General features: G+C 59.7%; 24 protein-coding genes. 16 read left to right on the forward strand and 8 right to left on the reverse strand.

The genetic code is table 11. The features are described 5' to 3' along the window. The first annotated feature begins 1 nt into the window (after position 1). From ssuC to BLV61_RS16695, 3 genes are all read left to right on the forward strand, one after another. Positions 2 to 784: an aliphatic sulfonate ABC transporter permease SsuC gene (ssuC, locus tag BLV61_RS16685; RefSeq protein WP_090466475.1), complete on the forward strand. Its 783-nt coding sequence runs from the start codon at positions 2 to 4 to the stop codon at positions 782 to 784. Then, a complete protein-coding gene (gene ssuB, locus BLV61_RS16690; protein ID WP_047534729.1) occupies positions 781 to 1,587 on the forward strand; it encodes an aliphatic sulfonates ABC transporter ATP-binding protein in 807 nt (268 codons plus the stop codon). Before ssuC ends, ssuB begins: the two co-directional genes overlap by 4 nt. A 107-nt stretch (positions 1,588 to 1,694) precedes the next feature. Then, on the forward strand, positions 1,695 to 1,910 hold the full coding sequence (locus BLV61_RS16695) for a TOBE domain-containing protein (RefSeq protein WP_007967989.1): 216 nt from the start codon (positions 1,695 to 1,697) through the stop codon (positions 1,908 to 1,910). 56 nt (positions 1,911 to 1,966) lie between these two features. Here BLV61_RS16695 and BLV61_RS16700 read toward each other — a convergent pair whose 3' ends face one another. Together BLV61_RS16700 and BLV61_RS16705 are read right to left on the reverse strand one after the other, a co-directional pair. Then, positions 1,967 to 2,599, reverse strand: coding sequence for a TetR/AcrR family transcriptional regulator (locus BLV61_RS16700; RefSeq protein WP_047534717.1), 633 nt, complete (start codon positions 2,597 to 2,599; stop codon positions 1,967 to 1,969). 227 nt (positions 2,600 to 2,826) lie between these two features. Continuing rightward, positions 2,827 to 4,203, reverse strand: coding sequence for a glutamine synthetase family protein (locus tag BLV61_RS16705; RefSeq protein WP_090466477.1), 1,377 nt, complete (start codon positions 4,201 to 4,203; stop codon positions 2,827 to 2,829). Positions 4,204 to 4,481: 278 nt separating this feature from the next. On the opposite strand from BLV61_RS16705, the gene BLV61_RS16710 reads away from it, so the two are divergent. From BLV61_RS16710 to BLV61_RS16750, 8 genes are all read left to right on the forward strand, one after another. Beyond that, positions 4,482 to 4,895 carry a gamma-glutamyl-gamma-aminobutyrate hydrolase family protein gene (locus BLV61_RS16710; RefSeq protein ID WP_081997962.1) on the forward strand — a complete coding sequence of 138 codons (414 nt, stop codon included), beginning with the start codon at positions 4,482 to 4,484 and terminating at the stop codon, positions 4,893 to 4,895. Continuing rightward, entirely contained in the window at positions 4,888 to 6,246 is a 1,359-nt protein-coding gene (locus tag BLV61_RS16715) for a glutamine synthetase family protein (RefSeq protein ID WP_047534712.1), read from the forward strand. Before BLV61_RS16710 ends, BLV61_RS16715 begins: the two co-directional genes overlap by 8 nt. 61 nt (positions 6,247 to 6,307) lie before the next feature. Beyond that, positions 6,308 to 7,672: an aspartate aminotransferase family protein gene (locus BLV61_RS16720; protein ID WP_047534711.1), complete on the forward strand. Its 1,365-nt coding sequence runs from the start codon at positions 6,308 to 6,310 to the stop codon at positions 7,670 to 7,672. A 168-nt stretch (positions 7,673 to 7,840) separates the two neighbouring features. Continuing rightward, the gene (locus BLV61_RS16725; protein ID WP_090466479.1) at positions 7,841 to 8,953 is read left to right on the forward strand and encodes a polyamine ABC transporter substrate-binding protein; all 1,113 of its coding nucleotides are present in this window, start codon (positions 7,841 to 7,843) and stop codon (positions 8,951 to 8,953) included. A gap of 240 nt (positions 8,954 to 9,193) precedes the next feature. Beyond that, a complete protein-coding gene (locus BLV61_RS16735) occupies positions 9,194 to 10,291 on the forward strand; it encodes a polyamine ABC transporter substrate-binding protein (RefSeq protein WP_090466483.1) in 1,098 nt (365 codons plus the stop codon). Between the two features lie 73 nt (positions 10,292 to 10,364). Further along, positions 10,365 to 11,507, forward strand: a complete 1,143-nt coding sequence (locus BLV61_RS16740) for an ABC transporter ATP-binding protein (protein WP_090466485.1) — start codon at positions 10,365 to 10,367, stop codon at positions 11,505 to 11,507. After that, positions 11,504 to 12,424, forward strand: a complete 921-nt coding sequence (locus tag BLV61_RS16745; protein WP_047534701.1) for an ABC transporter permease subunit — start codon at positions 11,504 to 11,506, stop codon at positions 12,422 to 12,424. Before BLV61_RS16740 ends, BLV61_RS16745 begins: the two co-directional genes overlap by 4 nt. Further along, positions 12,421 to 13,311 (forward strand): ABC transporter permease subunit, encoded by an 891-nt coding sequence (locus tag BLV61_RS16750; RefSeq protein ID WP_047534698.1) that lies wholly within the window; start codon positions 12,421 to 12,423, stop codon positions 13,309 to 13,311. The genes BLV61_RS16745 and BLV61_RS16750 overlap by 4 nt, the downstream gene beginning before the upstream one ends. Positions 13,312 to 13,454: 143 nt before the next feature. On the opposite strand, the gene BLV61_RS16755 is transcribed toward BLV61_RS16750, so the two are convergent. Then, positions 13,455 to 14,096, reverse strand: coding sequence for an HD domain-containing protein (locus tag BLV61_RS16755; protein WP_090466487.1), 642 nt, complete (start codon positions 14,094 to 14,096; stop codon positions 13,455 to 13,457). A 305-nt stretch (positions 14,097 to 14,401) separates the two neighbouring features. Between BLV61_RS16755 and BLV61_RS16760 the strand changes: the two genes are divergently transcribed. Continuing rightward, positions 14,402 to 15,367: a GlxA family transcriptional regulator gene (locus tag BLV61_RS16760; RefSeq protein ID WP_047534694.1), complete on the forward strand. Its 966-nt coding sequence runs from the start codon at positions 14,402 to 14,404 to the stop codon at positions 15,365 to 15,367. A gap of 124 nt (positions 15,368 to 15,491) precedes the next feature. Here BLV61_RS16760 and BLV61_RS16765 read toward each other — a convergent pair whose 3' ends face one another. Together BLV61_RS16765 and BLV61_RS16770 are read right to left on the reverse strand one after the other, a co-directional pair. Then, positions 15,492 to 17,903 carry a penicillin acylase family protein gene (locus tag BLV61_RS16765; protein WP_090466490.1) on the reverse strand — a complete coding sequence of 804 codons (2,412 nt, stop codon included), beginning with the start codon at positions 17,901 to 17,903 and terminating at the stop codon, positions 15,492 to 15,494. Positions 17,904 to 18,015: 112 nt separating this feature from the next. Beyond that, positions 18,016 to 18,597 carry a DUF6436 domain-containing protein gene (locus BLV61_RS16770; protein WP_090466492.1) on the reverse strand — a complete coding sequence of 194 codons (582 nt, stop codon included), beginning with the start codon at positions 18,595 to 18,597 and terminating at the stop codon, positions 18,016 to 18,018. A 96-nt stretch (positions 18,598 to 18,693) separates the two neighbouring features. On the opposite strand from BLV61_RS16770, the gene bipL reads away from it, so the two are divergent. Further along, positions 18,694 to 19,644, forward strand: coding sequence for a phospholipase BipL (gene bipL / locus BLV61_RS16775; RefSeq protein WP_090466495.1), 951 nt, complete (start codon positions 18,694 to 18,696; stop codon positions 19,642 to 19,644). 117 nt (positions 19,645 to 19,761) lie between these two features. On the opposite strand, the gene BLV61_RS16780 is transcribed toward bipL, so the two are convergent. Then, the gene (locus BLV61_RS16780) at positions 19,762 to 20,514 is read right to left on the reverse strand and encodes a DUF2059 domain-containing protein (RefSeq protein WP_047534682.1); all 753 of its coding nucleotides are present in this window, start codon (positions 20,512 to 20,514) and stop codon (positions 19,762 to 19,764) included. A gap of 108 nt (positions 20,515 to 20,622) precedes the next feature. Between BLV61_RS16780 and BLV61_RS16785 the strand changes: the two genes are divergently transcribed. Both BLV61_RS16785 and BLV61_RS16790 read left to right on the forward strand, forming a co-directional pair. Beyond that, positions 20,623 to 21,255: a 2OG-Fe(II) oxygenase gene (locus tag BLV61_RS16785; RefSeq protein WP_090466497.1), complete on the forward strand. Its 633-nt coding sequence runs from the start codon at positions 20,623 to 20,625 to the stop codon at positions 21,253 to 21,255. Between the two features lie 2 nt (positions 21,256 to 21,257). Then, the gene (locus BLV61_RS16790; protein ID WP_047534678.1) at positions 21,258 to 21,752 is read left to right on the forward strand and encodes a 2-thiouracil desulfurase family protein; all 495 of its coding nucleotides are present in this window, start codon (positions 21,258 to 21,260) and stop codon (positions 21,750 to 21,752) included. 113 nt (positions 21,753 to 21,865) lie between these two features. Here the strand turns inward: BLV61_RS16790 and BLV61_RS16795 are convergent, their stop codons facing one another. After that, a complete protein-coding gene (locus BLV61_RS16795; protein WP_090466499.1) occupies positions 21,866 to 22,450 on the reverse strand; it encodes a transporter substrate-binding domain-containing protein in 585 nt (194 codons plus the stop codon). 135 nt (positions 22,451 to 22,585) lie between these two features. Between BLV61_RS16795 and BLV61_RS16800 the strand changes: the two genes are divergently transcribed. Continuing rightward, entirely contained in the window at positions 22,586 to 23,011 is a 426-nt protein-coding gene (locus BLV61_RS16800) for a DUF4399 domain-containing protein (protein WP_047534675.1), read from the forward strand. Positions 23,012 to 23,229: 218 nt separating this feature from the next. Here the strand turns inward: BLV61_RS16800 and serA are convergent, their stop codons facing one another. Further along, the gene (gene serA, locus BLV61_RS16805; RefSeq protein ID WP_047534672.1) at positions 23,230 to 24,459 is read right to left on the reverse strand and encodes a phosphoglycerate dehydrogenase; all 1,230 of its coding nucleotides are present in this window, start codon (positions 24,457 to 24,459) and stop codon (positions 23,230 to 23,232) included. Positions 24,460 to 24,635 lie beyond the last annotated feature (176 nt).

A 24,635-nucleotide genomic window follows, 5' to 3' on the forward strand; every position in this document is an offset into this window, starting at 1 on the left:
CATGAAGAAAATCATCCACAGCCTCGCGCCCTGGGCGTTGCCGGTGTTGTTGTTGGCGGTGTGGCAGTTGTCGGTGTCGGCGGGCTGGTTGTCGACACGGATTCTGCCGGCACCGATCGCCGTGGTCGAAGCCGGTGTGAGCCTGGTGCGCAGCGGCGAGATCTGGACGCATCTGGCGATCAGCGGTTGGCGTGCTGCCCTGGGTTTCACCATCGGTGGCAGCATCGGCCTGACTTTGGGCTTCATCACCGGCCTGTCGAAATGGGGTGAGCGCCTGCTCGACAGCTCGGTGCAGATGATCCGCAACGTGCCGCACCTGGCGCTCATTCCGCTGGTGATCCTGTGGTTCGGTATCGACGAGTCGGCGAAGATTTTCCTGGTGGCGCTGGGCACGTTGTTTCCGATCTACCTCAACACCTACCACGGTATCCGCAACGTCGATCCGGCGTTGGTGGAGATGTCGCGCAGTTATGGTTTGTCCGGTTTCAGCCTGTTCCGTCAGGTGATCCTGCCGGGGGCGCTGCCTTCGATCCTGGTCGGCGTGCGCTTCGCACTGGGCTTCATGTGGTTGACGCTGATCGTCGCCGAGACCATTTCCGCCAGTTCCGGCATTGGCTACCTGGCGATGAACGCCCGGGAGTTTCTGCAGACCGACGTGGTGGTGCTGGCGATTCTGCTGTACGCGGTGCTCGGCAAGCTGGCCGACCTCGCCGCCCGTGGGCTCGAACGTGTGTGGCTGCGCTGGCATCCGGCCTATCAAGTCGCCAAGGGAGGTGCTGCATGACGGCTCAACAACCTCCACGCCTGCTGCGCGGGATTCCGCTGGTGGTGCGCAATCTGCAAAAAACCTTCGGTTCGCGGCAAGTGTTGCGTGAGATCGACCTGCACATTCCGGCAGGCCAGTTTGTCGCGGTGGTCGGTCGTAGCGGCTGCGGCAAGAGCACCTTGCTGCGCTTGCTCGCGGGCCTTGATCAACCCACCGCAGGTGAGCTGCTGGCCGGCGCCGCGCCGCTCAGTGAGGCGCGGGAAGACACCCGCTTGATGTTCCAGGAAGCGCGTCTGCTGCCATGGAAAAAGATCATCGATAACGTCGGCCTGGGGCTCAAGGGCAACTGGCGGCCGCAAGCGCTGGAAGCCCTGGAAGCGGTCGGTCTGGCGGATCGCGCCAATGAGTGGCCAGCCGCGCTGTCCGGTGGGCAGAAGCAACGTGTGGCCCTGGCCCGCGCGCTGATCCATCAACCGCGTCTGCTCTTGCTCGACGAACCATTGGGCGCGCTGGATGCGCTGACCCGAATCGAAATGCAGCAACTGATCGAACGGCTCTGGCAACAGCACGGTTTCACTGTGTTGCTGGTGACCCACGACGTCAGTGAAGCGGTGGCGATTGCCGATCGGGTGATTCTGATCGAAGACGGCGAAGTCGGCCTCGACCTGCATGTGGAGTTACCGCGCCCTCGGGTCCGCGGTTCCCATCGACTGGCGGCGCTGGAAACCGAAGTCCTCAACCGTGTGCTGTCACTGCCCGGCCAACCGCCGGAGCCGGAACCTGTTTCACCCTTGCCTACGCAGTTGCGTTGGGCTCAGTAAGGCAGCTGCGAGCTTTGAGCTTCAAGCTGCGAGAAGAAGCACAGCGCTTTGACTTGCAGCTTGTGGCTTGCCGCTTACAGCTCATTTCGACCTCAGGAGAAATCAATATGACCATCAAAGCCATCAACGTTCGCAACCAGTTCAAAGGCTCCATCAAGGAAATCGTGCTCGGCGACGTGCTGTCGGAAATCGACGTGCAAACCGCTTCCGGCATCGTCACTTCAGTGATCACCACGCGTTCGGTGAAAGAACTGGAGCTGGCAGTGGGCAGCGAAGTGATTGCATTTGTGAAATCCACCGAGGTGTCGATCGCCAAGTTGTAAGCCGTGCGCGTAAACGACAACCCCGGAGGGTTTTAGCCCTTCGGGGTTTTTGTTCTTTAAAGATCGCGCTTGGGCAGATAGGGCGGCAGGTACAAGCCAAGGTAGGCATCAAACACCCGCATCCCTTCTTCAGCCATGCGCGGTGTGATCTGCCCATGCTGCTGGACCGAACGCGCATAGACCCGATCACCGAGCTCCATGGCCAGCGCAAACACATCGACATCGCTCGGCAGCTTCGGCAGCTCGAAGTGGTGGTCGAACAGTTTGTGCATCAGGTCGCCCAGTTCGATGTCGTGCTGACGATCGGCCTGGGTAACTTCGGTCAGGCCGTGTTGGGCGAGGATCAGTTGGCGGGCGGCGGCGTCTTCGCTGTAGATCTCGAGCATGCGTTGCTCCACCAGGCGCGACAGATCCCGCCAGCCGGTGAGGGCTTGGTGGTCGATGGGTGCTTGCAGGCAGGCGCGGAAGGCAGCGTGGACGTCGGCGGTCAGGGCTTCGAGCAGGGCCGGAACGCTGGCGAAGAAGTGGTAGACGGAGGAGGGCGGGATCTCCGCGCGCTCGGCCACGCTGTAGATCGACAAGCTGGCCACGCCCTCGGCGGCCAGCAGTGTGCGCGCCGCATCGAGTATCGAATCGATTCGGGCCTGGCTGCGTGCGCGGGGTTTGCGGGGGGTGGCTACGCGTGTCATTGAAGTCTCCTGCGGGGCAGCGGGCATTGTACGAGCGGGGTTGCGTGTTGTCTCGTCGGCCGCCATCGCTGGCAAGCCAGCTCCCACAGAAATTTCCGGTGTACACGGAATTTATGTTCACTGGAGATCAACTGTGGGAGCTGGCTTGCCAGCGATCCGCCGCAGGCGGCCATAAAAAAACGCCGCAGGCTTCAGCAGCCAACGGCGTTCCTTTTTACTGCAACCGCTTACACGGTATGCAGGTACCAGTTGTACTCGAGGTCGGAGATGGAGTGTTCGAACTCTTCCAGCTCGCTCTCTTTACAGGCTACGAAGATATCGATGTATTTCGGATCGATGTACTTGGCCATGACTTCGCTGTCGTCCAGCTCGCGCAGTGCATCGCGCAGGTTGTTCGGCAGGCTCTGCTCGTTCTGCTCGTAGCTGTTGCCTTCCACTGGAGCGCCCGGTTCGATCTTGTTGACCAGACCGTGGTGCACGCCTGCCAGGACCGAAGCCATCAGCAGGTAGGGGTTGGCGTCGGCACCGGCCACGCGGTGTTCCAGGCGGACCGCGTCGGCGGAACCGGTCGGCACGCGCAGGGCGACAGTGCGGTTGTCCAGGCCCCAGCACGGCGAGTTCGGCACGTAGAACTGTGCGCCGAAACGACGGTAGGAGTTGACGTTCGGGCAGAGGAACGCCATTTGCGCCGGTAGGGTCTCGAGCACACCGCCGATCGCGTGACGCAGTGCGGCGTTCTGCTCGGGATCCTCACTGGCAAAAATGTTTTTGCCGTCTTTATCGAGAATCGAGATGTGGACGTGCAGACCATTGCCCGCCTGGCCCGGATAAGGCTTGGCCATGAAGGTGGTGTCCATTTCATGGTCGTAGGCGATGTTCTTGATCAGGCGCTTGAGCAGGACCGCGTAGTCGCAAGCCTTGATCGGGTCGGCCACGTGGTGCAGGTTCACTTCGAACTGCGCCGGGGCACTTTCCTTGACGATGGCGTCGGCCGGGATGCCTTGCTCTTTCGCACCTTCCAGAATGTCCTGGAGGCAGTCGACGTATTCGTCGAGGTCGTCGATCAGGTAAACCTGTGTCGAGTGCGGGCGTTTGCCGGAAATCGGCGAGCGCGGTGGTTGTGGGCGGCCGTTCACGTTCTCCTGGTCGATCAGGTAGAACTCCAGTTCGAACGCGGCGCAGATGGTCAGGCCCATCTCATCGAACTTGGTGACGACTTGTCGCAGCACTTCGCGCGGGTCGGCGAAGAAAGGATCACCTTCGAGTTCGTGCATGGTCATCAACAGTTGCGCGGTCGGGCGCTTCTGCCATGGCTCGTTGCACAGGGTGTCGGGAATTGGATAGCAGATTCGGTCAGCATCGCCGATGTCCAGGCCCAGGCCGGTGCTTTCCACCGTCGAACCATTGATATCCAGAGCAAATAGAGAGGCCGGCAGGTTGATGCCTTTCTCGTAAACCTTGTGGAGGCTGGTGCGTTCGATGCGCTTGCCGCGCACCACACCATTCATATCCGCAATCAGAAGGTCAACGTACAGAACCTCAGGATGTTCCTTAAGGAACGCGTTCGCTTCGTTAAGCTGAACGGCACGCGGGGGTACCGACATGATGCAACACCTTTGTTGTTAAAAATATCAATCATTGATCTCTTCGGATTCCAGTCAACCCGAACGGCATGCCGAAGTCAAGCGAGGCCGTTTTTGCCCCAAAAAAGCGCTCATGCGGCTTTTTTGAGGCACTTTGGGGCGTTTTTATGCCCCTGAACGCTATACCGTCTGCATGCTTGAGCGGGCCGTGTTGTATTTTTTACGGGGGTGTTGTGTAAAAAAATGAACAAGGCTAAGCTCGAATCAAACCCATAACAGCAATAATACCGGGGTGCTACATGTCTCGCCTGTCGTTAATCGGCATCACCGACTGCGGTCAGCAGAACGGTCTGCATGCTTATCACATCAGTGGCGATATCTACGTCAGCGTCGCAGCCTTCGCGGTTCCCGGCGTGCCGGTGATCTTTCCGTCCCTGGCGAATCGACCCTTTGCGTCCGATATTCTGGACGGCCTTGATGGCACCCCCATTACGGTTACTCCATTCAATATAGAACCGATTCACAATAATAGTGGCGCCTCCATTGCCTTGGGCACCGCTTGCGATTCTGCACGCCCGGCATTTGCCGCGTGGTGCAATAAAAACACGATAGCCTTTCGTACACCTGAATTTCAACGCGGCGCCGATGCGTCAAACATTGCCCGACTCCTGCAAGAGTCAGGAAACTCAAAGCCTAGAGGCATTTATGAGTAACAACCTCGACCAGCTCACCGATTGGTTGAAAGACCACAAGATCACAGAAGTCGAATGCATGATTGGCGATTTGACCGGGATTACCCGGGGCAAGATCTCGCCGACCAACAAATTCATCGCCGAAAAGGGCATGCGCCTGCCAGAGAGTGTGCTGTTGCAGACCGTGACCGGCGACTATGTCGAAGACGACATCTATTACGAACTGCTCGACCCGGCCGACATCGACATGATCTGCCGTCCCGATCAGAACGCGGTGTTCCTGGTGCCATGGGCCATCGAGCCAACGGCGCAGGTGATTCACGACACTTACGACAAGCAAGGCAACCCGATCGAGCTGTCGCCGCGCAACGTGCTCAAGAAGATCCTGAAACTCTATTCCGATAAGGGCTGGCAGCCTATCGTGGCGCCGGAAATGGAGTTCTACCTGACCAAGCGCAGCGATGACCCGGATTACCCGTTGCAGCCGCCGATCGGCCGTTCCGGTCGCCCTGAAATCGGTCGCCAATCGTTCTCCATCGAAGCCGCCAACGAATTCGACCCACTGTTCGAAGACGTCTACGACTGGTGTGAATTGCAGGAGCTGGACCTCGACACGCTGATCCACGAGGACGGCACGGCGCAGATGGAAATCAACTTCCGTCACGGCGATGCCTTGTCCCTGGCCGACCAGATCCTGGTGTTCAAGCGCACCATGCGCGAGGCCGCGCTCAAGCACAACGTGGCGGCGACCTTCATGGCCAAGCCCATGACCGGCGAGCCCGGCAGTGCCATGCACTTGCACCAGAGCATCATCGACATCGAGACCGGCAAGAACATCTTCTCCAATGAAGACGGGACCATGAGCCAGCTGTTCCTGCACCACATCGGTGGCTTGCAGAAACTCATTCCTGAGCTGTTGCCGCTGTTTGCGCCCAACGTCAATTCGTTCCGCCGTTTCCTGCCGGACACCTCGGCACCGGTAAACGTGGAGTGGGGCGAAGAAAACCGCACCGTGGGCCTGCGGGTTCCGGATGCCGGGCCGCAAAACCGTCGGGTGGAAAACCGCCTGCCGGGCGCCGATGCCAACCCGTACCTGGCGATTGCCGCGAGCCTGCTCTGCGGTTACATCGGCATGGTCGAAGGACTGAACCCGAGTGCGCCGGTCGTGGGCCGTGGCTATGAACGCCGTAACCTGCGCCTGCCACTGACCATCGAAGATGCGCTGGAACGCATGGAAAACAGCGCGACCATCGAGAAGTACCTGGGCAAAAATTTCATTACTGGCTACGTCGCGGTCAAGCGGGCCGAGCATGAAAACTTCAAGCGCGTGATCAGTTCGTGGGAACGGGAGTTCCTGCTTTTTGCCGTCTGACACGCCGGGCGTCCGTTGTCGCCAGACGGCGCCTCCACCTGATTTTCTTTAGGAGATTGGTATGACCAGCAACAACCCGCAAACCCGTGAATGGCAAGCCCTGAGCAACGATCACCACCTGGCCCCGTTCAGCGACTTCAAACAGTTGAAAGAGAAAGGCCCACGGATCATCACCAACGCCAAGGGCGTTTACCTGTGGGACAGCGAAGGCAACAAGATTCTCGATGGTATGGCTGGCCTGTGGTGCGTGGCCATCGGTTACGGTCGCGATGAACTGGCCGATGCCGCCAGCAAACAAATGCGCGAACTGCCGTACTACAACCTGTTCTTCCAGACCGCTCACCCACCGGTGCTGGAGCTGGCCAAAGCCATCGCCGACATCGCGCCTGAAGGCATGAACCATGTGTTCTTCACCGGTTCCGGCTCCGAAGGCAACGACACCATGCTGCGCATGGTTCGTCACTACTGGGCGATCAAGGGCCAGCCGAACAAGAAAGTCATCATCAGCCGCAAGAACGGCTATCACGGTTCCACCGTGGCCGGCGCGAGCCTGGGCGGCATGACTTACATGCATGAACAAGGCGACTTGCCGATCCCGGGCATCGTCCACATCGCCCAGCCGTACTGGTTCGCCGAAGGCGGCGACATGACGCCGGAGGAGTTCGGTGTCTGGGCCGCCAATCAGTTGGAAGAGAAGATTCTGGAAATCGGCGTCGACAACGTGGGCGCCTTTATTGCCGAGCCGATCCAGGGCGCCGGCGGCGTGATCATTCCGCCAGACACCTACTGGCCGCGTATCAAGGAAATCCTCGCCAAGTACGACATCCTGTTCGTGGCGGACGAAGTGATCTGTGGTTTCGGCCGCACCGGTGAGTGGTTCGGTTCCGACTTCTACGGCCTCAAGCCTGACATGATGACCATCGCCAAAGGCCTGACTTCCGGCTACATCCCTATGGGTGGCCTGATCGTGCGTGACGAAGTGGTGGCGGTGCTCAATGAAGGCGGCGATTTCAACCATGGCTTCACCTACTCCGGCCACCCGGTGGCGGCTGCTGTGGCACTGGAAAACATCCGCATCATGCGCGAAGAAAAAATTATCGAGCGCGTGCACAACGAAACGGCACCGTATTTGCAGAAACGTCTGCGGGAACTGAACGATCACCCATTGGTGGGCGAAGTTCGTGGGGTCGGTCTGTTGGGGGCTATCGAGTTGGTGCAGGACAAGGCCACTCGCAAGCGTTACGAAGGCAAGGGCGTCGGCATGATCTGCCGGCAGTTCTGCTTCGATAACGGTCTGATCATGCGCGCCGTGGGCGACACCATGATCATCGCGCCACCCCTGGTGATTACACTGGCGGAAATCGATGAGTTGGTGACCAAGGCACGCAAGTGCCTGGACCTGACCCTCAGTGCATTGCAGGGCTAAGTGCTAGGCTCTGAGCGGGAGTATGAAACTTTCGCTCGGCACAGTCATAAGAGGCGGCCTTTTGTTGAAAGACCGCCTCGGATCTTGCCAGACTAGCCGCGGTTCCAGTTGCCCGGGTTCGGCCGCTGAACATAGTGGTTCAAAAGAGAAAAATTTGGAGCATCACGCATGAAGGCATTAGGCAAAATGTTTGCTGGCAAGACTCTTCTCGCCATGTCCCTGATGGGCATTATGGCGAGCGCGGTTCAGGCGGACGACAAGGTGTTGCACGTCTATAACTGGTCCGACTACATCGCTCCGGACACGATCAAGAAGTTTGAAGACGAGTCGGGTATCAAAGTCGTCTACGACGTCTTCGACAGTAACGAAACCCTCGAAGCCAAGTTGCTGGCCGGCAAGTCCGGTTACGACATCGTCGTACCGTCGAACAATTTCCTGGCCAAGCAGATCAAGGCCGGCGTTTACCAGAAGCTGGACAAGTCCAAGCTGCCAAACTGGAAAAACCTGAACACCGACCTGCTCAAGGCCGTATCGGTCAGCGACCCGGGCAACGAACACGCCTTCCCGTACATGTGGGGTTCGATCGGTATCGGTTTCAACGCCGAGAAGGTCAAGGCTGCACTGGGTGCCGACGCACCGACCGATTCCTGGGATCTGATCTTCAAGCCTGAGAACGCCGCCAAGTTGAAGTCGTGCGGTATCAGCCTGCTCGATTCGCCAACCGAGATGATTCCGGTGGCGCTGCACTACCTGGGCCTGCCAACCGACAGCCAGAAGAAAGAAGACATCGACAAGGCTGAAGCGCTGATCATGAAGGTTCGTCCTTCGATCGCGTATTTCCACTCTTCCAAGTACATCTCCGACCTGGCCAACGGCAACATCTGCGTGGCCGTGGGTTACTCGGGCGACATCTACCAGGCCAAGTCCCGCGCGGCTGAAGCCGGTGACAAGGTGAAAGTCAGCTACAACATTCCGAAAGAAGGTGCGGGCAGCTTCTACGACATGGTCGCCATCCCTAAAGATGCCGAAAACGTCGAAGGCGCCTACAAGTTCATGACCTTCCTGCAGAAGCCGGAAATCATGGCTGAAATCACCAACGCCGTGCGTTTCCCGAACGGTAACGCGGCTGCCACGCCACTGGTGGATAAAGACATCACCAGCGATCCAGGCATCTACCCGCCAGCGGACGTGCAGGCCAAGCTGTACGCGATTGCCGACTTGCCGGCCGCGACCCAGCGGATCCTGACTCGCAGCTGGACCAAGATCAAATCCGGTAAGTAAGTAACAACTCCTGTAGGAGCGAGCTCGCTCGCGATGAACCTGAGAGCACCGCGGGGTGCCAGGCACTCCGCATCATCGTTGACGACCATCGCGAGCGAGCTCGTTCCTACAGGGATTTTCATAAAGTTTGCTGGAACGGTTTTTCGAGGGTAAGTTGCGCGCCGGTTTTGTTGCCAGGCAGCCATGGCTGTCATGTAACGCGGGGCAACTTGGGCCCAACTAATTTTAGAGGACCTCCACTTGCCTATTTTTTCTTTGTTGCGCAATGCCATGCTGGTTGCCGCCGGGTTGACGCTTGCCGTCAATGTCCAGGCCGCCGGCACCGTGCATATTTATAACTGGTCGGACTACATCGGTCAGACCACCCTGGCAGACTTTCAGAAAGAGACCGGTATCAAGCCGGTCTATGACGTCTTCGACTCCAACGAAACCCTGGAAGGCAAGTTGCTGGCCGGGCATACCGGGTATGACGTGGTCGTGCCGTCCAACCACTTCCTCGGCAAGCAGATCAAGGCCGGTGCTTTCCAGAAGCTCGACAAGTCGCAGTTGCCGAACTATTCGAACCTCGACCCGGCGCTGCTCAAGCGCCTGGAGCAGAACGACCCGGGCAACCTGTATGCCGTGCCGTATCTGTGGGGCACCAACGGCATCGGTTACAACGTCGACAAAATCAAGGAAGTGTTAGGCGTCGACAAAATCGATTCCTGGAGCGTGTTGTTTGAGCCGCAGAACATCAAGAAGCTGCAGAAGTGCGGTGTGGCGTTCCTCGACTCCGCGGATGAAATGATGCCCACGGTCCTCAACTATATGGGCCTGAACGCTAACAGCACCGACCCCAAAGACTACGAAAAAGCGACCGCCAAGTTGCTGGCCGTGCGGCCTTACGTGACTTATTTCAACTCTTCCAAATACATCTCGGACCTGGCCAATGGCGATATCTGCATCGCCGTCGGATTCTCCGGCGATATTTTCCAGGCCCGCACCCGCGCCGAAGAAGCCAAGAAAGGCATCAACATCGCCTACACCATTCCGAAAGAAGGTGGCGCGCTCTGGTTCGATATGCTGGCGATTCCGAAGGACTCGGCCAACGACAAAGAGGCCCATGCCTTCATCAACTATTTGCTGAAACCTGAGGTGATCGCCCAGGTCAGTGATTACGTCGGCTATGCCAACCCTAATCCGGGGGCGGACAAACTGATGGAACAATCCATTCGCACCGACGAAGCGGTTTATCCACCGCAAGCCGTGCTCGACAAGACCTACGTGTCCATCGAGTTACCACCGAAGATTCAGCGTTTGATGACCCGCAGCTGGACCACGGTCAAGTCGGGTAAATAGCTTCAAGGCTCAAACTATCCAAGGTTGGCTCACCTTGAGCGAACTGCACTCTTTTTTTCTGGGAGTTTCGTAAATGGCAGTTGCCTCCGGCGCCTATAAGAAAGCCCTCGAGGGCGACCAATTACCTAAAGAGGTGTTGGTCAAAATCGACCGGGTCACGAAGAAGTTCGACGAGACGATTGCCGTGGACGACGTGTCCCTGGAAATCAAGAAAGGCGAAATCTTCGCCCTGCTCGGCGGTTCGGGATCGGGCAAATCCACCTTGCTGCGTATGCTCGCAGGTTTCGAGCGTCCAACCGAAGGGCGGATCTTCCTCGATGGCGTAGACATCACCGATATGCCGCCGTACGAGCGGCCGATCAACATGATGTTCCAGTCCTACGCCTTGTTCCCGCACATGACCGTGGCGCAGAACATTGCCTTCGGCCTCAAGCAGGACAAACTGCCAGCCGCGGAAATCGATGCGCGCGTGGCCGACATGCTCAAGCTGGTGCAGATGAGCCAGTACGCCAAGCGCAAACCGCATCAGCTGTCCGGTGGTCAGCGTCAGCGTGTGGCCCTGGCCCGCTCCCTGGCCAAGCGGCCGAAGCTGCTGCTGCTCGACGAACCGATGGGGGCACTGGACAAGAAACTGCGTTCGCAAATGCAGTTGGAGCTGGTCGAGATCATCGAGCGCGTCGGCGTAACCTGCGTCATGGTGACCCACGATCAGGAAGAGGCCATGACCATGGCCGAGCGCATCGCGATCATGCACCTGGGCTGGATCGCCCAGATCGGCAGCCCGATCGACATCTACGAAACCCCGACCAGCCGTCTGGTCTGCGAATTCATCGGCAACGTCAACATCTTCGACGGTGAAGTGATCGATGACGCCGAAGGCCACGCGACCATCACCTGCAAGGACCTGGATCGCCAGATCTATGTCGGCCACGGCATCAGCACCTCGGTGCAAGACAAGTCCGTGACCTACGCGATCCGCCCGGAAAAACTGCTCGTGACCCCAACCATGCCGACCTGCGAATACAACTGGTCCAGCGGCAAGGTGCACGACATCGCCTACCTCGGCGGTCACTCGGTGTTCTACGTCGAACTGCCGAGCGGCAAGATCGTCCAGTCGTTTGTCGCCAACGCCGAGCGCCGTGGCCAGCGGCCGACCTGGGGTGATCAGGTTTACGTGTGGTGGGAAGACGACAGCGGCGTGGTGCTTCGCTCATGAACATGCGCAAATTCAAACGCCGCCTCAATCGAATAATTCCCGGTGGCCGTCAGTTGGTCATCGGGGTTCCTTTCATCTGGCTGTTCCTGTTCTTCATGTTGCCGTTCTTCATCGTCCTGAAGATCAGCTTCGCCGAAGCCGACGTGGCCATTCCGCCGTACACCGAGATCTACAGCTACGCCGAGCAGAAACTGCAGGTGCTGTTGAACCTGGGCAACTACGCGACGCTGGCCGGCGACGAGCTGTACATCGCCGCCTACCTCGGCTCGTTGAAGATGGCGCTGATCAGCACCATCCTCTGCCTGCTGATCGGCTACCCGATGGCCTACGCCATCGCCAGTGCCCGCAAAGAGCTGCAAACGGTGCTGGTCCTGCTGATCATGATGCCGACCTGGACCGCGATCCTGATCCGCGTGTATGCGTGGATGGGGATCCTCAGCAACAACGGTCTGCTCAACGGTTTCCTGATGAGCATGGGCTGGATCAACGAACCGCTGCAGATCCTCAATACCAACCTGGCGGTCTACATCGGCGTGGTTTATTCCTACCTGCCATTCATGATCCTGCCGCTCTACGCCAACCTGGTGAAGCACGACCATAGCCTGCTGGAAGCCGCGTCCGACTTGGGTTCGAGCACGTTCAACAGCTTCTGGAAGATCACCATTCCATTGTCCAAAAACGGCATAGTCGCCGGCTGCATGCTGGTGTTCATTCCGGTGGTGGGTGAGTTCGTGATCCCGGAACTGCTCGGCGGTCCGGAAACCCTGATGATCGGTAAAGTGCTCTGGCAAGAATTCTTCAACAACCGTGACTGGCCGGTGGCTTCTGCCCTGGCGGTGGTGATGCTGGCGATCCTGATTGTGCCGATCATCCTGTTCAACCGCAGTCAGGCCAAGGAAATGGAGGGTAAAGAATGAAGCGCTTCCGTTTCTCCAGCCTGATGCTGGTATTGGGTCTGCTGTTCATTTATGCACCGATGCTGATCCTGGTGATCTACTCGTTCAACGCCTCGAAACTGGTGACGGTGTGGGGCGGCTGGTCGATCAAGTGGTACGTCGGTCTGCTCGACAACACCCAACTGATGGGCTCGGTGGTGCGCTCGCTGGAAATCGCCTGCTACACGGCGGTAGCGGCGGTGGCACTGGGTACACTGGCGGCGTTCGTCCTGACCCGTATCACCCACTTCAAGGGTCGTACCCTGTTCGGCGGCCTCGTGACCGCGCCGCTGGTCATGCCCGAGGTGATCACCGGCCTGTCGCTGTTGCTGCTGTTCGTGGCCATGGCGCAGATGATCGGCTGGCCGCAGGAACGCGGCATCGTCACCATCTGGATCGCTCACACCACGTTCTGTGCGGCGTATGTGGCGGTGGTGGTCTCGGCGCGTTTGCGTGAGCTGGACCTGTCCATCGAAGAAGCGGCCATGGACCTCGGCGCACGGCCGTGGAAGGTGTTCTTCCTGATCACCATCCCGATGATCGCGCCATCCCTGGGGGCTGGCGGCATGATGTCCTTCGCCCTGTCCCTGGATGACCTGGTGTTGGCGAGCTTCGTGTCGGGCCCGGGGTCCACGACCCTGCCGATGGAGGTGTTCTCGGCAGTACGTCTGGGCGTGAAGCCGGAGATCAACGCCGTGGCCAGTCTGATTCTGCTGGCGGTGTCGCTGATGACGTTCCTTGTCTGGTTCTTCAGCCGACGCGCAGAAGAAGCGCGCAAGCGTGCGATTCAGCAGGCCATCGAAGAAAGCGCGGCCGATTCGTGGAAGCAACCGGACGTGCGTCGCGCGCAGGCACCGGAAGCGGCTTGAGCCTGATGTGGGGTTGGCCCCCATTTCGTGGCTGACCCTGATCCACTGTAGGAGCGAGCCTGCTCGCGATGGACTCCCAGTCGACATCTTCGTTGACTGACACTCCTTCGCGAGCGGGCTCGCTCCCACAGGTGGTTTGGAAATCAGGCAACCCAGGGAGAATTGCGGATGACCTCGACAAAGTTCATCGGTTTGAACCCTGGCTCCTGATCCACCAACACATCCGTCTTCACGTTGCCGAACGTGGTCTGTGGACGATGGCGCAAGCCGTCGGCAAAGGCGCAGATGATGCACTCCTTGAACCCTTCGCCTCGTGGATGCGCATGCACCACGGCTTCGCGCTGCACGGGGGTAAAGGCCGCATAGTCCATGCCCAGCACGTCCATTTCGACGCCAGCGGTCACCAGCGCGACGGTTGGCCGCAAATGCCGGGGCACGCCTGGGGTGGTGTGCAGGGCGATCGACAACCAGACTTGCTCGATATCGTCATCGCTGAGCCCGTAGGGCTTGAGGAACGCGGCCGCCGCGTTGGCGCCATCGACTTCGAAGCGCTCGTTGTCGCTGCGGTAGCCTTCCACCAGGCCGAGGTCATGGAACATCGCGCCGACGTACAACAGCTCAGGGTTGTAGGCCAGTTGCTTGCGTTCGCCGCTTAACGCACCAAACAGAAACACCCGACGCGAGTGGTGGTAGAGCAGGTCTGATTCGATGTCGCGGATGTATTCGGTCGTGGCTTTGGCCAAGGCGCTGTCGGGGATTTTGATTCCGGCGATGGTGGTGCTCATGGGAGTTCCCTCGTGATGAACGCCGTGACGGCGCTGAGGGTTTCAGTCTGTTCGTCCACCCCGGAGCGGACAATCGATCCATGGCGGCGATCACGGCCAATGAGCGTGCATATCGCGCCAACCTCGCTTGTTGGGTGTGGATTGGCTAAGTTTGCACACAGCCCCTTCAGGAGCGAGCCTGCTCGCGATGGACGTCAACGATGACGCGGGCTGTCTGGATAAACACAGCGCCCTCACGGCCATCGCGAGCAGGCTCGCTCCTACAGGAGACGGTGTGATCCGATCCATAAAAGGCCATTCACGTCATGAGTAAAACCGTTGCCATCGTGGTATTCGCCGGCGTGCAGTCGCTGGACGTCACCGGTCCCATGGACGTGTTTTCCGAAGCCAATCGATTTCTCGCCCCTGAGGATCACTATCAGCTGCAAGTGATAGGCGTCGAGCGCGGCGCGATGGCGTGCTCCAACGGCCTGTCACTCAACGCCCATCGACATTTCAGCGAAGCATTGCAGGCCTGCGACTTGCTGTTGGTGGCGGGTGGACCTCAGTTGCCGTTCACGGATTTCGGTGCGGCATTCAATGCCTGGCTGCACGATGCCTGCGGCCGGGCGCAACGTTTTGGCTCGATCTGCAATGGTGCATTCATGCTCGCCCGGGCGGGTTTGCTGGAGGGGCGGACCGTGACTACGCATTGGAGTGATGCCGCCGCGTTGGCGGCGCTTTGCCCAACGACTCGGGTCGAAGCCGATCGCTTGTACGTGCAGGATGCCGAGCTCTACACCTCGGCCGGCGTCACGGCGGGGATCGATTTGTCGTTGTACCTGCTGGGTCGCGACCATGGGCCGGAAGTGGCCTTGAGCGTGGCCAAACGACTGGTGGTGTTCACCCAGCGCTCGGGCGGCCAGTCACAGTTCAGCCCGTTCCTGACGCCCCACGCCGAACCGACTTCGGCAGTGGCGATGGTGCAGCACTACGTGCTGGCCAACCTGACCGGCGACCTGACCATCGCCGATCTGGCCAATGCCGCCAACATGAGCGCGCGCAACTTTTCCAGGGTGTTTGCCAGGGAAGCGAAAATCACCCCGGCCGAATTCGTCGAGCGGGCCAGGGTAGACGCGGCGCGGGTGATGCTGGAAAGCACGGGTGCGCCGCTCAAGACAGTGGCCTATCAATGCGGCTTCCGCGATGCCCAGCACATGCGCAGTGTGTTCAACCGCAGGCTGGGGGTGACGCCGCAACAGTTCAGGCTGAACTTCGCGGCGATGGTTTGAGCCAGGATTTGCGCTCTTCTCGCGGGCCTCATCGCTAGCAGGCTAGCTCCCACAATGGAGCTGCGTGCACCGGACCAATGTGGGAGCTAGCCTGCTAGCGATGGGGCCAGTCCAGCCAAAAAAATTACTGAGCACCCCGCGCCGGCAACAGCTTCAACGTACTGCGCGTATTGGCCGTCACCTCTTCATCATTGAGGTGCGCCTGATAATACAGCCCCTCAATGTAGGCCTCGGCCTGATCGTCATAGTGACGGTCGAACAGCACGCCGCTTTGGCCGACCGGGTTGACGGTCAGGCTGTGGGCCGGGTCGGCGAAGTCGATCAGGCGCCGGGTCGACGGGCCATAAGTCACCGGCCAAGGCGCCGGGCCGATCTTGGCCGACAGGTTGTTTGGCACTTCATGGCTGCCGGGGGCCGCGAACGGGCCGACATTGAAAATCAGGTCCAATGGTTTTTGCTGCCCCAACGGGTGGCCATGGGTCAGCGTATGAGCCTTGCCCCACTGCCATTGCGCGAAGTCCGGACCGAGGTTGGTCTTGAGGTGGGCGATGCTGGCCTGCCACGCAGCCTTGACGGTATCGGCCCGGGTTTCCTTGCCAAGCGTGTTGCGATTGTCCCACCAGGGTGAGTCGGGGCTGGCGGCCAGGCGTGGTAGCGCGGCGTCGATCACGCGGGTCGAGAGCAGTGTTTCGAAGAAATCGTTGCCCAACTCATCGTGCATCGTTGCGTCAGCCAGATTGAACAGGAACTGGTTGAACACCGTGGCACTGGTGGATTCCAGCGGGTAGTCGCCCTTCCATTGAGCCAGTTGTTCCACCAGTTTCAGTTCGCCGGGGTCGCTCACCACTGCGCGCAACACCGGCAGCAATGGCGCCAACAGACGAGGGCCGTAGGCGGTGGTGGTGCCCAGTTGCAGCTTCTGGCTGGACTCCAGATCCCACTTGATACTCTTGTCGCTGAGCTGTTGATTGAGCTGCTGACCACGGTCGGCCAAGTTGTAATAACCGGGAATCTCCATGCCTGTCGGTGACACCGGCTGGAAGTTGGCCGAGACGATGTACCCCCGCGCCGGGTTTTCTTCCTGCGGGTTGGCACTGAAAGGGTAGAAACCGTCCTTGTCAGCATCAGCGGTGCTGCCGTCGAGGATAAAGCCGGGGCGCACGCCTGCAGGGCGCTTGGGTAGCTGTGCGGCGGCCCACCACCCGATGTCACCCTTGGCGTTGGCCCAGACGATGTTCAGGCCGGGTGCCTGGACCTTGGCGGCAGCGCTGCGGGCCTTGGCCAGGGTGTCGGCGCGATTGAGCTGATAGAAGCCCTCGAGGATCGGGTTCTGGCTTTCGAGAAAACCCCACCACATGGCGATCGGCGTCTTGCCCACGCCGCTGCCCAGCGCATCGTTGACGATCGGGCCGTGGGGCGACTGGCGCAACACCAGTGTGACCGGTGCCTGACCCTTGACCGCGATTTGCTGTTCGCTGGTCACCATGTCCATCCATTTGCCGCGATACCAGACCTGGTTGGGGTTATCCGGATTAACCTTCTCGGCAATCAGGTCGAGGTCATCGTTCTGGAACATGGTGATGCTCCAGCCGAAGTCACGGTTCATGCCCAGCGAGGCGAAGGGCATCAACGCCTGATAGTGGCCGTAGAGTTCGAAACCCGGCGCCGAGAGTTGCGCTTCATACCACACCGATGGTGCGGAAAAACGGATATGCGGGTCACCTGCCAGCAGCGGTTTGCCACTTTTGGTTCGGCTGCCGGCGACGACCCAGGCGTTGCTGCCTTCGAATTGCGGCAGGCCATTGTCGGCCAGTGCCTGTTCGCTAAGGCGGGCGAGGGCGTTCAGGTCTTTCCAGTCTGTACTGGCCAGCGACAGCGCCGTGCCGTTGTGACGCTTCGCCAATACGCCTTTGGGCTGCCAGTCGAGATCGAAAATGTTCAGGTAGTCGGCGCCCAACTGATCGCGCACGTAGGTCAGCAGGGGTTCGGTGCGAAACGCCGCGGCAAAACTGTAGGCCATGTAACCGGCGATGCTGATGGTGTCCCGGGCCGTGAACGGGCGCTTGGGGATGCCCAGTACATCGAACTCCACGGGTTTTGCGTGAGTGTCCTGATACTGGTTGATGCCATCCAGATAGGCCTGCATGGCGATGAAGGCGGGGGATTGTTTGTCCAGGTTCGCGAGGTAGGTTTCGGCGCGCTCGCGAATGCGCAGGCTGCGCATCAACTTGTCAGTGTCGAGCAGTTTCGGCCCCAGCACTTCGGCCAGCTCGCCACGGGCCAGGCGACGCAGGATTTCCATCTGGAACAGCCGGTCCTGGGCATGGACGTAGCCGAGGGCGCGGTACAGATCGGATTCGTTTTCGGCGCGGATGTGCGGGATGCCACGTTCGTCGTAGCGCACCGTGACCGAACCTTGCAGGTGTTGCAGTTCCACCATGCCCTGGCGTGACGGCTGTTTGCTGTAGACGTACCAGCCGGCTCCAGCGGCAAGCACGACGATCAGCAAACCGAGTGCGGCCAGGCTACGTTTCATGGTGTCTCCTTGTTGTCATGTGTGAACAGCGATTCCCAGGCGCCACTGTTTAACATGGCAGGCCGGTTTGGCCCATCGCTCGTAGGAGGGATTCGTCTGGCCCTGTGTTTCCCTACTTTGCGGTATCGACGCGCCAGGGGCAGTAACAACCCACCGCGAGCGTGTGCGTGGCACTCACTTCACGACCTTCGTTCAGTGCTTGCAGAATCGGTTCGATAAAGCTGTTGCTCGAGTTGCAGGTCAGGCCCTCGCTGTAGGGGCCGAAATACGCCAGTTTGCCGCTGCGATCCCAGATCGCCACGGCCGGGCTGGCAGGGATTTGCTCGGCACCGGACAAAACCTCGATGCTTTTCAGACGGCTCAAGGTGCCGGGTAGCTGGCCATGGCTGCCGGGCTTTTGAACCGCATAAAATTCCACGCCCTGCGGTACGTAGCGCTCGACCAGTTCGGTCAGGTGTTGTTGATTGCCGACATTGCACGGACAGGACGGGTCCCAGAAATGCACCAGGCGGATGGCGCCAGGGCCGGCGAGGTCAGCGGGCAGGCGCAGCGGATCACCGGAGAACAAGGCGGTATGCTCGCTGAACGCACGCAGGTAGCGTCCCTGAAACCAGTCGTAAGCAGCCCACAGCACCCCGGCACACACGAGCGCTAACAGGCTGACAAACAGGGTGGCACGGGCGGGCGAGCGCATGGGTTCACTCCTTGAAAGTCGGCTAGCTTGCCATGCTTGCTGCGACAGATGAATATCGCAGATCCATAAAGTCCGTTTCACGCTCTGGAATCATTCATGCCGGCCACCTTCGACCCTGATCACCTGCGCGCCAGCCTGCGGCCATTGGCCGAGAGGCAGCCGCTGTCTTTAGAGGCACAGGCTTATCAGCGGTTTTACGGGCTGGATTTTTCTACGCGTAATGTAAGCAGCGGACTGGGGCGTTTTCAGGTCGATGGCTATGAAGTCGTCAGCCAGTTCTGGTGGCCCGAACGGGCGAAGGCGACGCTGTTTGTATTTCATGGCTTTTATGATCACACCGGACTTTATCGGCACGTGATCGAGTGGGCGCTGGATCAGGGGTTTGCCGTGATTGCCTGCGATTTACCGGGGCATGGGCTGTCCAGCGGCGAGCGGGCGAGCATCAGGGATTTCGCCGAATACCAGGACACCCTGCAAGGGTTGTTCAACGAGGCGCAATCCCTGGAGCTGCCGCAACCGTGGCATTTGTGCGGGCAAAGCACCGGCGGCGCCATTGTGATCGATCATGTGCTGAATGCGGGGGCGAGCAGCCCGGCACAGGGCCAGGTGATTCTGCTGGCACCGCTGGTGCGGCCGCGGGCGTGGGGTTGGTCGAAATTCAGCTATTACCTGCTCAAGCCTTTCGTCAAAGCCATTGCCCGACGCTTCAGCGAAAACTCCAACGACCCGGAATTTTTGCCCTTCCTGCAGGCCGATCCTTTGCAGCCACTGCGTCTGCCGACGGCTTGGGTAGGCGCGCTGGCACGCTGGATCAAACGCGTCGAAGCCGCACCGGCGAGCCCCCGGCGACCACTGATTGTGCAAGGCCAGGCGGACATGACCGTGGATTGGGAACATAACCTTGAGGTATTGCGGGGCAAGTTTGATCGGCCGCAGGTGCTGATGCTGCCTGAGGCAAGGCATCATCTGGCGAATGAAGTGCCGGCGTTGCGAGGGGAGTACTTCGGGTTCTTGACCAGGCGGATCAAGGGCCGGAATGGTCAGTGACCATGCGTGCCCCATCGCGGGCAAGACCGATCCCACAGGATGTGTGCCCTTTCAAAATGGACGAATGAGCTGTGGGAGCGAGCCTGCTCGCGATGGCGATGATCGGGCTCCCAAACATTATTGGGCCAGGTTCGACGTGCTTTGCCCCACCGCCAGCCCCGCCCGAATCGCCGCCAGGGCCGCCTGGTAATAAGCCTTGCCCTCTGCCGACTCGGCAAATGTGGCGAACTCTTCCAGTTCTTCATCCGACAGGTCGCGATAGACATACAGCAGGGTGTTGTTCAGGTCGCTGCCGATCTGCTCCATCAAGCGCTGGCGCTGTCCGTTCAACATGCCTTGCGCCTGGCCGGCGCCGAGCAGGCCGGGGATCATCGCGCTCAGGCTGTCGGCCGCGACACCGGCAATCGCCAGGCTGACTTCCGCACCGGCCTCGCGAGCGGGCAGGGCCTGGGCCAGGTGACCGATGATCAACAGGCGGCTGTCGCTGGCCTGCATCTTCGGCAAGCCCTTGGCGTTTTTCGCCAGTTGATCGCGGCGGGTCGCCAGCAATTCGGCGGCCACGATCTTCTTGCCCAAGGGCGACTGGAAGAAGTTCAGTGCCGGTTTCGGATCGGCGAGGTTCTTGCGCAGTTGCGATTCGGCGCGCTGGTCCACGGCTTTGGGGTCAAAGCGCTGATTGCTGTTGTTGACCAGTGCCTGGAACACGGCGGGTGGCAGGCTGCTCTGGTAGCGCTGCTGGGCGGCTGAAAGGGCATCGTTGAAATGCGCGCGTTGCTCTGGCCAGCCGGCGACCTTGTACAACTGGTCATGGCCGTCTGCCCAAGCGGGCAAAACGCAGAACATCAGCAGGGAGAAAAGCAAACGGCGCATAGGGACTCCTGTCAGCAGGCGACTATTCTCCGTGTGGCATACGGACTTGTCGAGAATTCGTATCAACCCGCTGCGTGGCTCTGTCGGATTTTCAGGCGCAGGAATACTATGCGCGCCATGCAAATACCTTCTGATCACCCGTTGCTGTTACGAATCGTCGATGACCTGGCCGCCAATGGCTGGTCGCAGCAGAATATTTTCCTGCCTCTGGATCTGACCCGAGCACTGGCGGCCGAGTGCCGTAAACGTGCTGCCGAGGGTGAACTGGCCCCGGCTGCGGTAGGGCGCGGGCCCACCTCGGAGATTCGCGAGGGCATTCGCGGCGATCATATCCAGTGGATCGAGCCCGGCCAGGCCGGGGCTTGCGACAGCTATCTGGGACTGATGGACAGCCTGCGCGAGGCCATGAACCGCGATCTGTTCCTGGGCCTGGAAGATTTCGAAAGCCATTTCGCGATGTACCCGCCGGGGGCGTTCTACCTCAAGCACGTCGACCGGTTTCGCGATGACGACCGGCGCATGGTCTCGGCGGTGGTCTACCTCAACGACGCCTGGCTGCCCGAACACGGTGGTCAGTTGCGCATGTACCTGGATGAAGGTGCGGCATACGATGTGATACCGACTGGGGGCTGCCTGGTGGTCTTCCTGTCGGGCGAAGTTCCCCATGAAGTGTTGCCTGCGACCCGCGAGCGCCTGTCGCTGACCGGATGGTTCCGGCGTCGCGGCAACGAGCCGTTCTGATCATGCAGAAAATTCTGGTAAGCCGCTGTCTGCTGGGGCATCGCGTACGTTACGACGGCGGGGCCAGCGGGCCGTTCGATCCGCTTCAGGCATGGCTCGACGAAGGCCGCGTCGTGCCGTTGTGCCCGGAGGTCGCCGGAGGATTGCCGACGCCACGGGCCGCTGCCGAAATTCCCGGTGGGCAGGGTGGTGAGGTGCTGGATGGCCAGGCGTCGGTGCTGACGACCGAGGGTGAGGACGTCAGCGCGCAGTTTCTGAGTGGTGCCCGTCAGGCACTGGCGCTGGTGCAACAGCACGGCATCGGCATTGCCATCCTCAAGGCCAACAGCCCGTCCTGCGGCAATCTGCAGACCTATGACGGCACGTTCAGCGGGGTGAAAGTCAGTGGCGAAGGCGTGACGGCTGCACTGCTCAAGCGCCACGGTGTGCAAGTCTTCAGCGAGCTGGAGCTGGCTGAAGCGGCGGCAGCCCTCGCGGCGCTGAACCGACCCCTGTAGGAGCTGGCCTGTCGGATCGCCGCATCGCAGCGATGGTCGTCAACGATAACGCGTGTGAGCTGGGTAAACGCGGCGCACTGCAGTCCTTCGCGAACAAGCTCGCGCCTACAGCGTCATTGTTTCAGCGTTACACCCGCATCTGCCCCAAACCACTTCTCCTCCAGCGCCTGAAGCCGGCCATCGGCCTTGATCCGCTGCAATGCGTTTTCCAGGCTGGCATGAAATGCCGGATTGCCCTTCTGAAACGGAATCGCCAGGTTCACGGGCGAACGGGTTTTCGGCTTCTCTTCTGTCAGTGATTGCACCAGCAGCATTGAGCGTGGCTCATCCTTCTGCGCGATCAATTGTGCATCGGCGCGACTGTAAGGTTCGCTGAAGTCGAAACGTTCCTTGAGCGCCGGGGTCTCTGTTATGTGATTGATGGCGATGTCGTACTTGCCGCTTTCGACACCGGTCAGCAAATCGCTGCCGTCGGTGACGACGAAGTCAGCCCGAACATCCAGTTCGTCGGCGAGCAGTTGACCCAATTCAACTTCGAAGCCCTCAAGCTTGTCGTCTTTCTTGAAATTGAAAAGGGGTGTATTAGCCTCAAGGGCTATGCGCAGTTCACCGCGGTCGTTGACGTCATCAATTAGTTCGGCATGAGCCAAAGGGCTCAGAAGGGGTAGCAGGCAGATCAGGCCAGGCAGAAAGCGCATGGTCACTCCTTTGAATTTTTTATCGCGACCCTCTGATTCAGGCTCGCTTTGCTATGGTTGTCGAGTGCCTTCGACAACGATTGACCATGAAGTTGTGATGGTCATGCGGATTTTACGGAAAAACTGGAGAAGAGAATGAAAACCTTTATGTCACGTGCTGCTTTGGCTGGCCTGCTGATGGGCGTTTCTGTGCTGGCCAGCGCGGCCACAATGGCACCCGAGGGTGCAGTAGTGTCCATTGTTTCTCCCGCGGACGGTGCCACGGTTCCGCAAACTGTCGTTGTCAAATTCGCTGTCGAGAACATCGCGCTGGCGCCAGCAGGCGATACCACCAAGAACACGGGCCACCATCACTTGTTGATCGATGTCGACAAACTGCCGGCGGCGGGCGCGCCGATTCCCAACGATGCCAACCACCTGCACTTCGGCAAGGCACAGACCCAGGCTGAAATAACCCTGACACCGGGCAAACACACTCTTCAGCTGGAATTGGGCGACAGCGGCCATATGCCGTTCGATCCGCCGATCGTCTCGAAGAAGATCACCGTCAATGTGAAATAAAAAAAGGGAGCCCGCTTCGCTGGGGCTCCCTTTTTTATAGCTGCAAGCTTCAAGCTATAAGCCTCAAGTAAAAGCAGAGGCAAACGCTACTTGCCGCTTGAAGCTTACAGCTTGTAGCTGCTGTTCTAACAGAAGCTGCAAGCTTCAAGCTATAAGCCTCAAGTAAAAGCAGAGGCGATCGCTACTTGCCGCTTGAAGCTTACAGCTTGTAGCTGCTGCTAGAACAACACGCGGCTACGGATGGTGCCGTTGACGTGTTGCAGCTTCTCTTGCGCCAGCTCCGAGTACTCGGCGTCTACGTCGATAACCACGTAGCCGACTTTCTCGTTGGTCTGCAGGAACTGACCGGAAATGTTGATGCCGTTTTCGGCGAAGACCTTGTTGATCTCGCTCATCACACCCGGAATGTTCTCGTGGATGTGCAACAGGCGGTGCTTGCCAGGGTGAGCCGGCAGGGCCACTTCCGGGAAGTTCACGGACGATACCGAGGTACCGTTGTCGCTGTACTTGACCAGTTTTTCTGCCACTTCCAGACCGATGTTGGCTTGCGCCTCGGCGGTGGAACCACCGATGTGCGGGGTCAGGATCACGTTGTCCAGGCCACGCAGCGGGCTTTCGAACTCTTCGTCGTTGGAGCGTGGCTCCACCGGGAATACGTCGATGGCAGCGCCGATCAGGTGCTTGTCCTTGATGGCAGCGGCCAGGTGGTCCAGTTCGACCACGGTGCCGCGCGCGGCGTTGATCAGGATGCCGCCCTTCTTGATGGCGCGGATTTCCTTCTCGCCGATCATCCATTGGGTCGCAGCGGTTTCCGGCACGTGCAGGGTCACGATGTCGGACATGCCCAGCAGCTCGTTCAGGCTGCCGACCTGGGTGGCGTTACCCAATGGCAGCTTGGTCACGGTGTCGTAGAAGTACACCTGCATGCCCAGGCCTTCAGCCAGGACCGACAGTTGAGTACCGATCGAGCCGTAGCCGACGATGCCCAGCTTCTTGCCACGGATTTCGAAGGAGTTGGCCGCGCTCTTGATCCAGCCGCCACGGTGGCAGGAAGCGTTCTTCTCAGGGATGCCGCGCAGCAACAGGATTGCCTCGGCCAGCACCAGCTCGGCAACGGAACGCGTGTTGGAGTACGGTGCGTTGAACACAGCGATACCGCGCTCGCGGGCCGCGTCCAGGTCGACCTGGTTGGTGCCAATGCAGAAACACCCTACAGCCACGAGCTTTTTCGCGTGATCGAAGATCTCTTCGGTCAGTTGAGTGCGCGAGCGAATGCCGATGAAGTGAGCATCTGCGATCTTTTCCTTGAGCTGGGCTTCCGGCAGAGAACCTGTGAGGTACTCGATGCTGGTGTAGCCCGCCGCCTTGAGGACGTCGACAGCCGATTGGTGGACGCCTTCGAGAAGAAGGAACTTGATCTTGCTCTTATCGAGAGAAGTCTTGCTCATCTGCGTAAACCTGTATCCCGGAGAAAAATGGCAGGAAATGGTCAACAGACGCTGACCCGGACGACAAGAATGCCGTCGCCGCAGAACAGCCGTTGGGCACTATGCTGCGGGGTCGGTATGCTAGCATATGCGCCCCGCTAAACACTCATTCCTGCGACGTGAAGCGTTCTCAGGAT

Origin of the sequence: Pseudomonas mohnii (assembly GCF_900105115.1) — a bacterium.
Lineage (GTDB): Bacteria > Pseudomonadota > Gammaproteobacteria > Pseudomonadales > Pseudomonadaceae > Aquipseudomonas > Aquipseudomonas mohnii.

Excerpts from the sequence above, each read along its gene's own strand:
- BLV61_RS16710 (WP_081997962.1), top strand. The coding sequence starts at position 4,482 with ATGTCTCGCCTGTCGTTAATCGGCATCACCGACTGCGGTCAGCAGAAC.
- BLV61_RS16760 (WP_047534694.1), top strand. The coding sequence starts at position 14,402 with ATGAGTAAAACCGTTGCCATCGTGGTATTCGCCGGCGTGCAGTCGCTG.
- BLV61_RS16790 (WP_047534678.1), top strand. The coding sequence starts at position 21,258 with ATGCAGAAAATTCTGGTAAGCCGCTGTCTGCTGGGGCATCGCGTACGT.
- BLV61_RS16745 (WP_047534701.1), top strand. The coding sequence starts at position 11,504 with ATGAACATGCGCAAATTCAAACGCCGCCTCAATCGAATAATTCCCGGT.
- ssuB (WP_047534729.1), top strand. The coding sequence starts at position 781 with ATGACGGCTCAACAACCTCCACGCCTGCTGCGCGGGATTCCGCTGGTG.
- BLV61_RS16780 (WP_047534682.1), bottom strand. The coding sequence starts at position 20,514 with ATGCGCCGTTTGCTTTTCTCCCTGCTGATGTTCTGCGTTTTGCCCGCT.
- BLV61_RS16725 (WP_090466479.1), top strand. The coding sequence starts at position 7,841 with ATGAAGGCATTAGGCAAAATGTTTGCTGGCAAGACTCTTCTCGCCATG.
- BLV61_RS16720 (WP_047534711.1), top strand. The coding sequence starts at position 6,308 with ATGACCAGCAACAACCCGCAAACCCGTGAATGGCAAGCCCTGAGCAAC.
- BLV61_RS16740 (WP_090466485.1), top strand. The coding sequence starts at position 10,365 with ATGGCAGTTGCCTCCGGCGCCTATAAGAAAGCCCTCGAGGGCGACCAA.
- BLV61_RS16795 (WP_090466499.1), bottom strand. The coding sequence starts at position 22,450 with ATGCGCTTTCTGCCTGGCCTGATCTGCCTGCTACCCCTTCTGAGCCCT.
- BLV61_RS16705 (WP_090466477.1), bottom strand. The coding sequence starts at position 4,203 with ATGTCGGTACCCCCGCGTGCCGTTCAGCTTAACGAAGCGAACGCGTTC.
- BLV61_RS16765 (WP_090466490.1), bottom strand. The coding sequence starts at position 17,903 with ATGAAACGTAGCCTGGCCGCACTCGGTTTGCTGATCGTCGTGCTTGCC.
- BLV61_RS16750 (WP_047534698.1), top strand. The coding sequence starts at position 12,421 with ATGAAGCGCTTCCGTTTCTCCAGCCTGATGCTGGTATTGGGTCTGCTG.
- BLV61_RS16770 (WP_090466492.1), bottom strand. The coding sequence starts at position 18,597 with ATGCGCTCGCCCGCCCGTGCCACCCTGTTTGTCAGCCTGTTAGCGCTC.
- BLV61_RS16700 (WP_047534717.1), bottom strand. The coding sequence starts at position 2,599 with ATGACACGCGTAGCCACCCCCCGCAAACCCCGCGCACGCAGCCAGGCC.
- BLV61_RS16715 (WP_047534712.1), top strand. The coding sequence starts at position 4,888 with ATGAGTAACAACCTCGACCAGCTCACCGATTGGTTGAAAGACCACAAG.
- BLV61_RS16695 (WP_007967989.1), top strand. The coding sequence starts at position 1,695 with ATGACCATCAAAGCCATCAACGTTCGCAACCAGTTCAAAGGCTCCATC.
- BLV61_RS16785 (WP_090466497.1), top strand. The coding sequence starts at position 20,623 with ATGCGCGCCATGCAAATACCTTCTGATCACCCGTTGCTGTTACGAATC.
- BLV61_RS16800 (WP_047534675.1), top strand. The coding sequence starts at position 22,586 with ATGAAAACCTTTATGTCACGTGCTGCTTTGGCTGGCCTGCTGATGGGC.
- serA (WP_047534672.1), bottom strand. The coding sequence starts at position 24,459 with ATGAGCAAGACTTCTCTCGATAAGAGCAAGATCAAGTTCCTTCTTCTC.
- ssuC (WP_090466475.1), top strand. The coding sequence starts at position 2 with ATGAAGAAAATCATCCACAGCCTCGCGCCCTGGGCGTTGCCGGTGTTG.
- BLV61_RS16755 (WP_090466487.1), bottom strand. The coding sequence starts at position 14,096 with ATGAGCACCACCATCGCCGGAATCAAAATCCCCGACAGCGCCTTGGCC.
- bipL (WP_090466495.1), top strand. The coding sequence starts at position 18,694 with ATGCCGGCCACCTTCGACCCTGATCACCTGCGCGCCAGCCTGCGGCCA.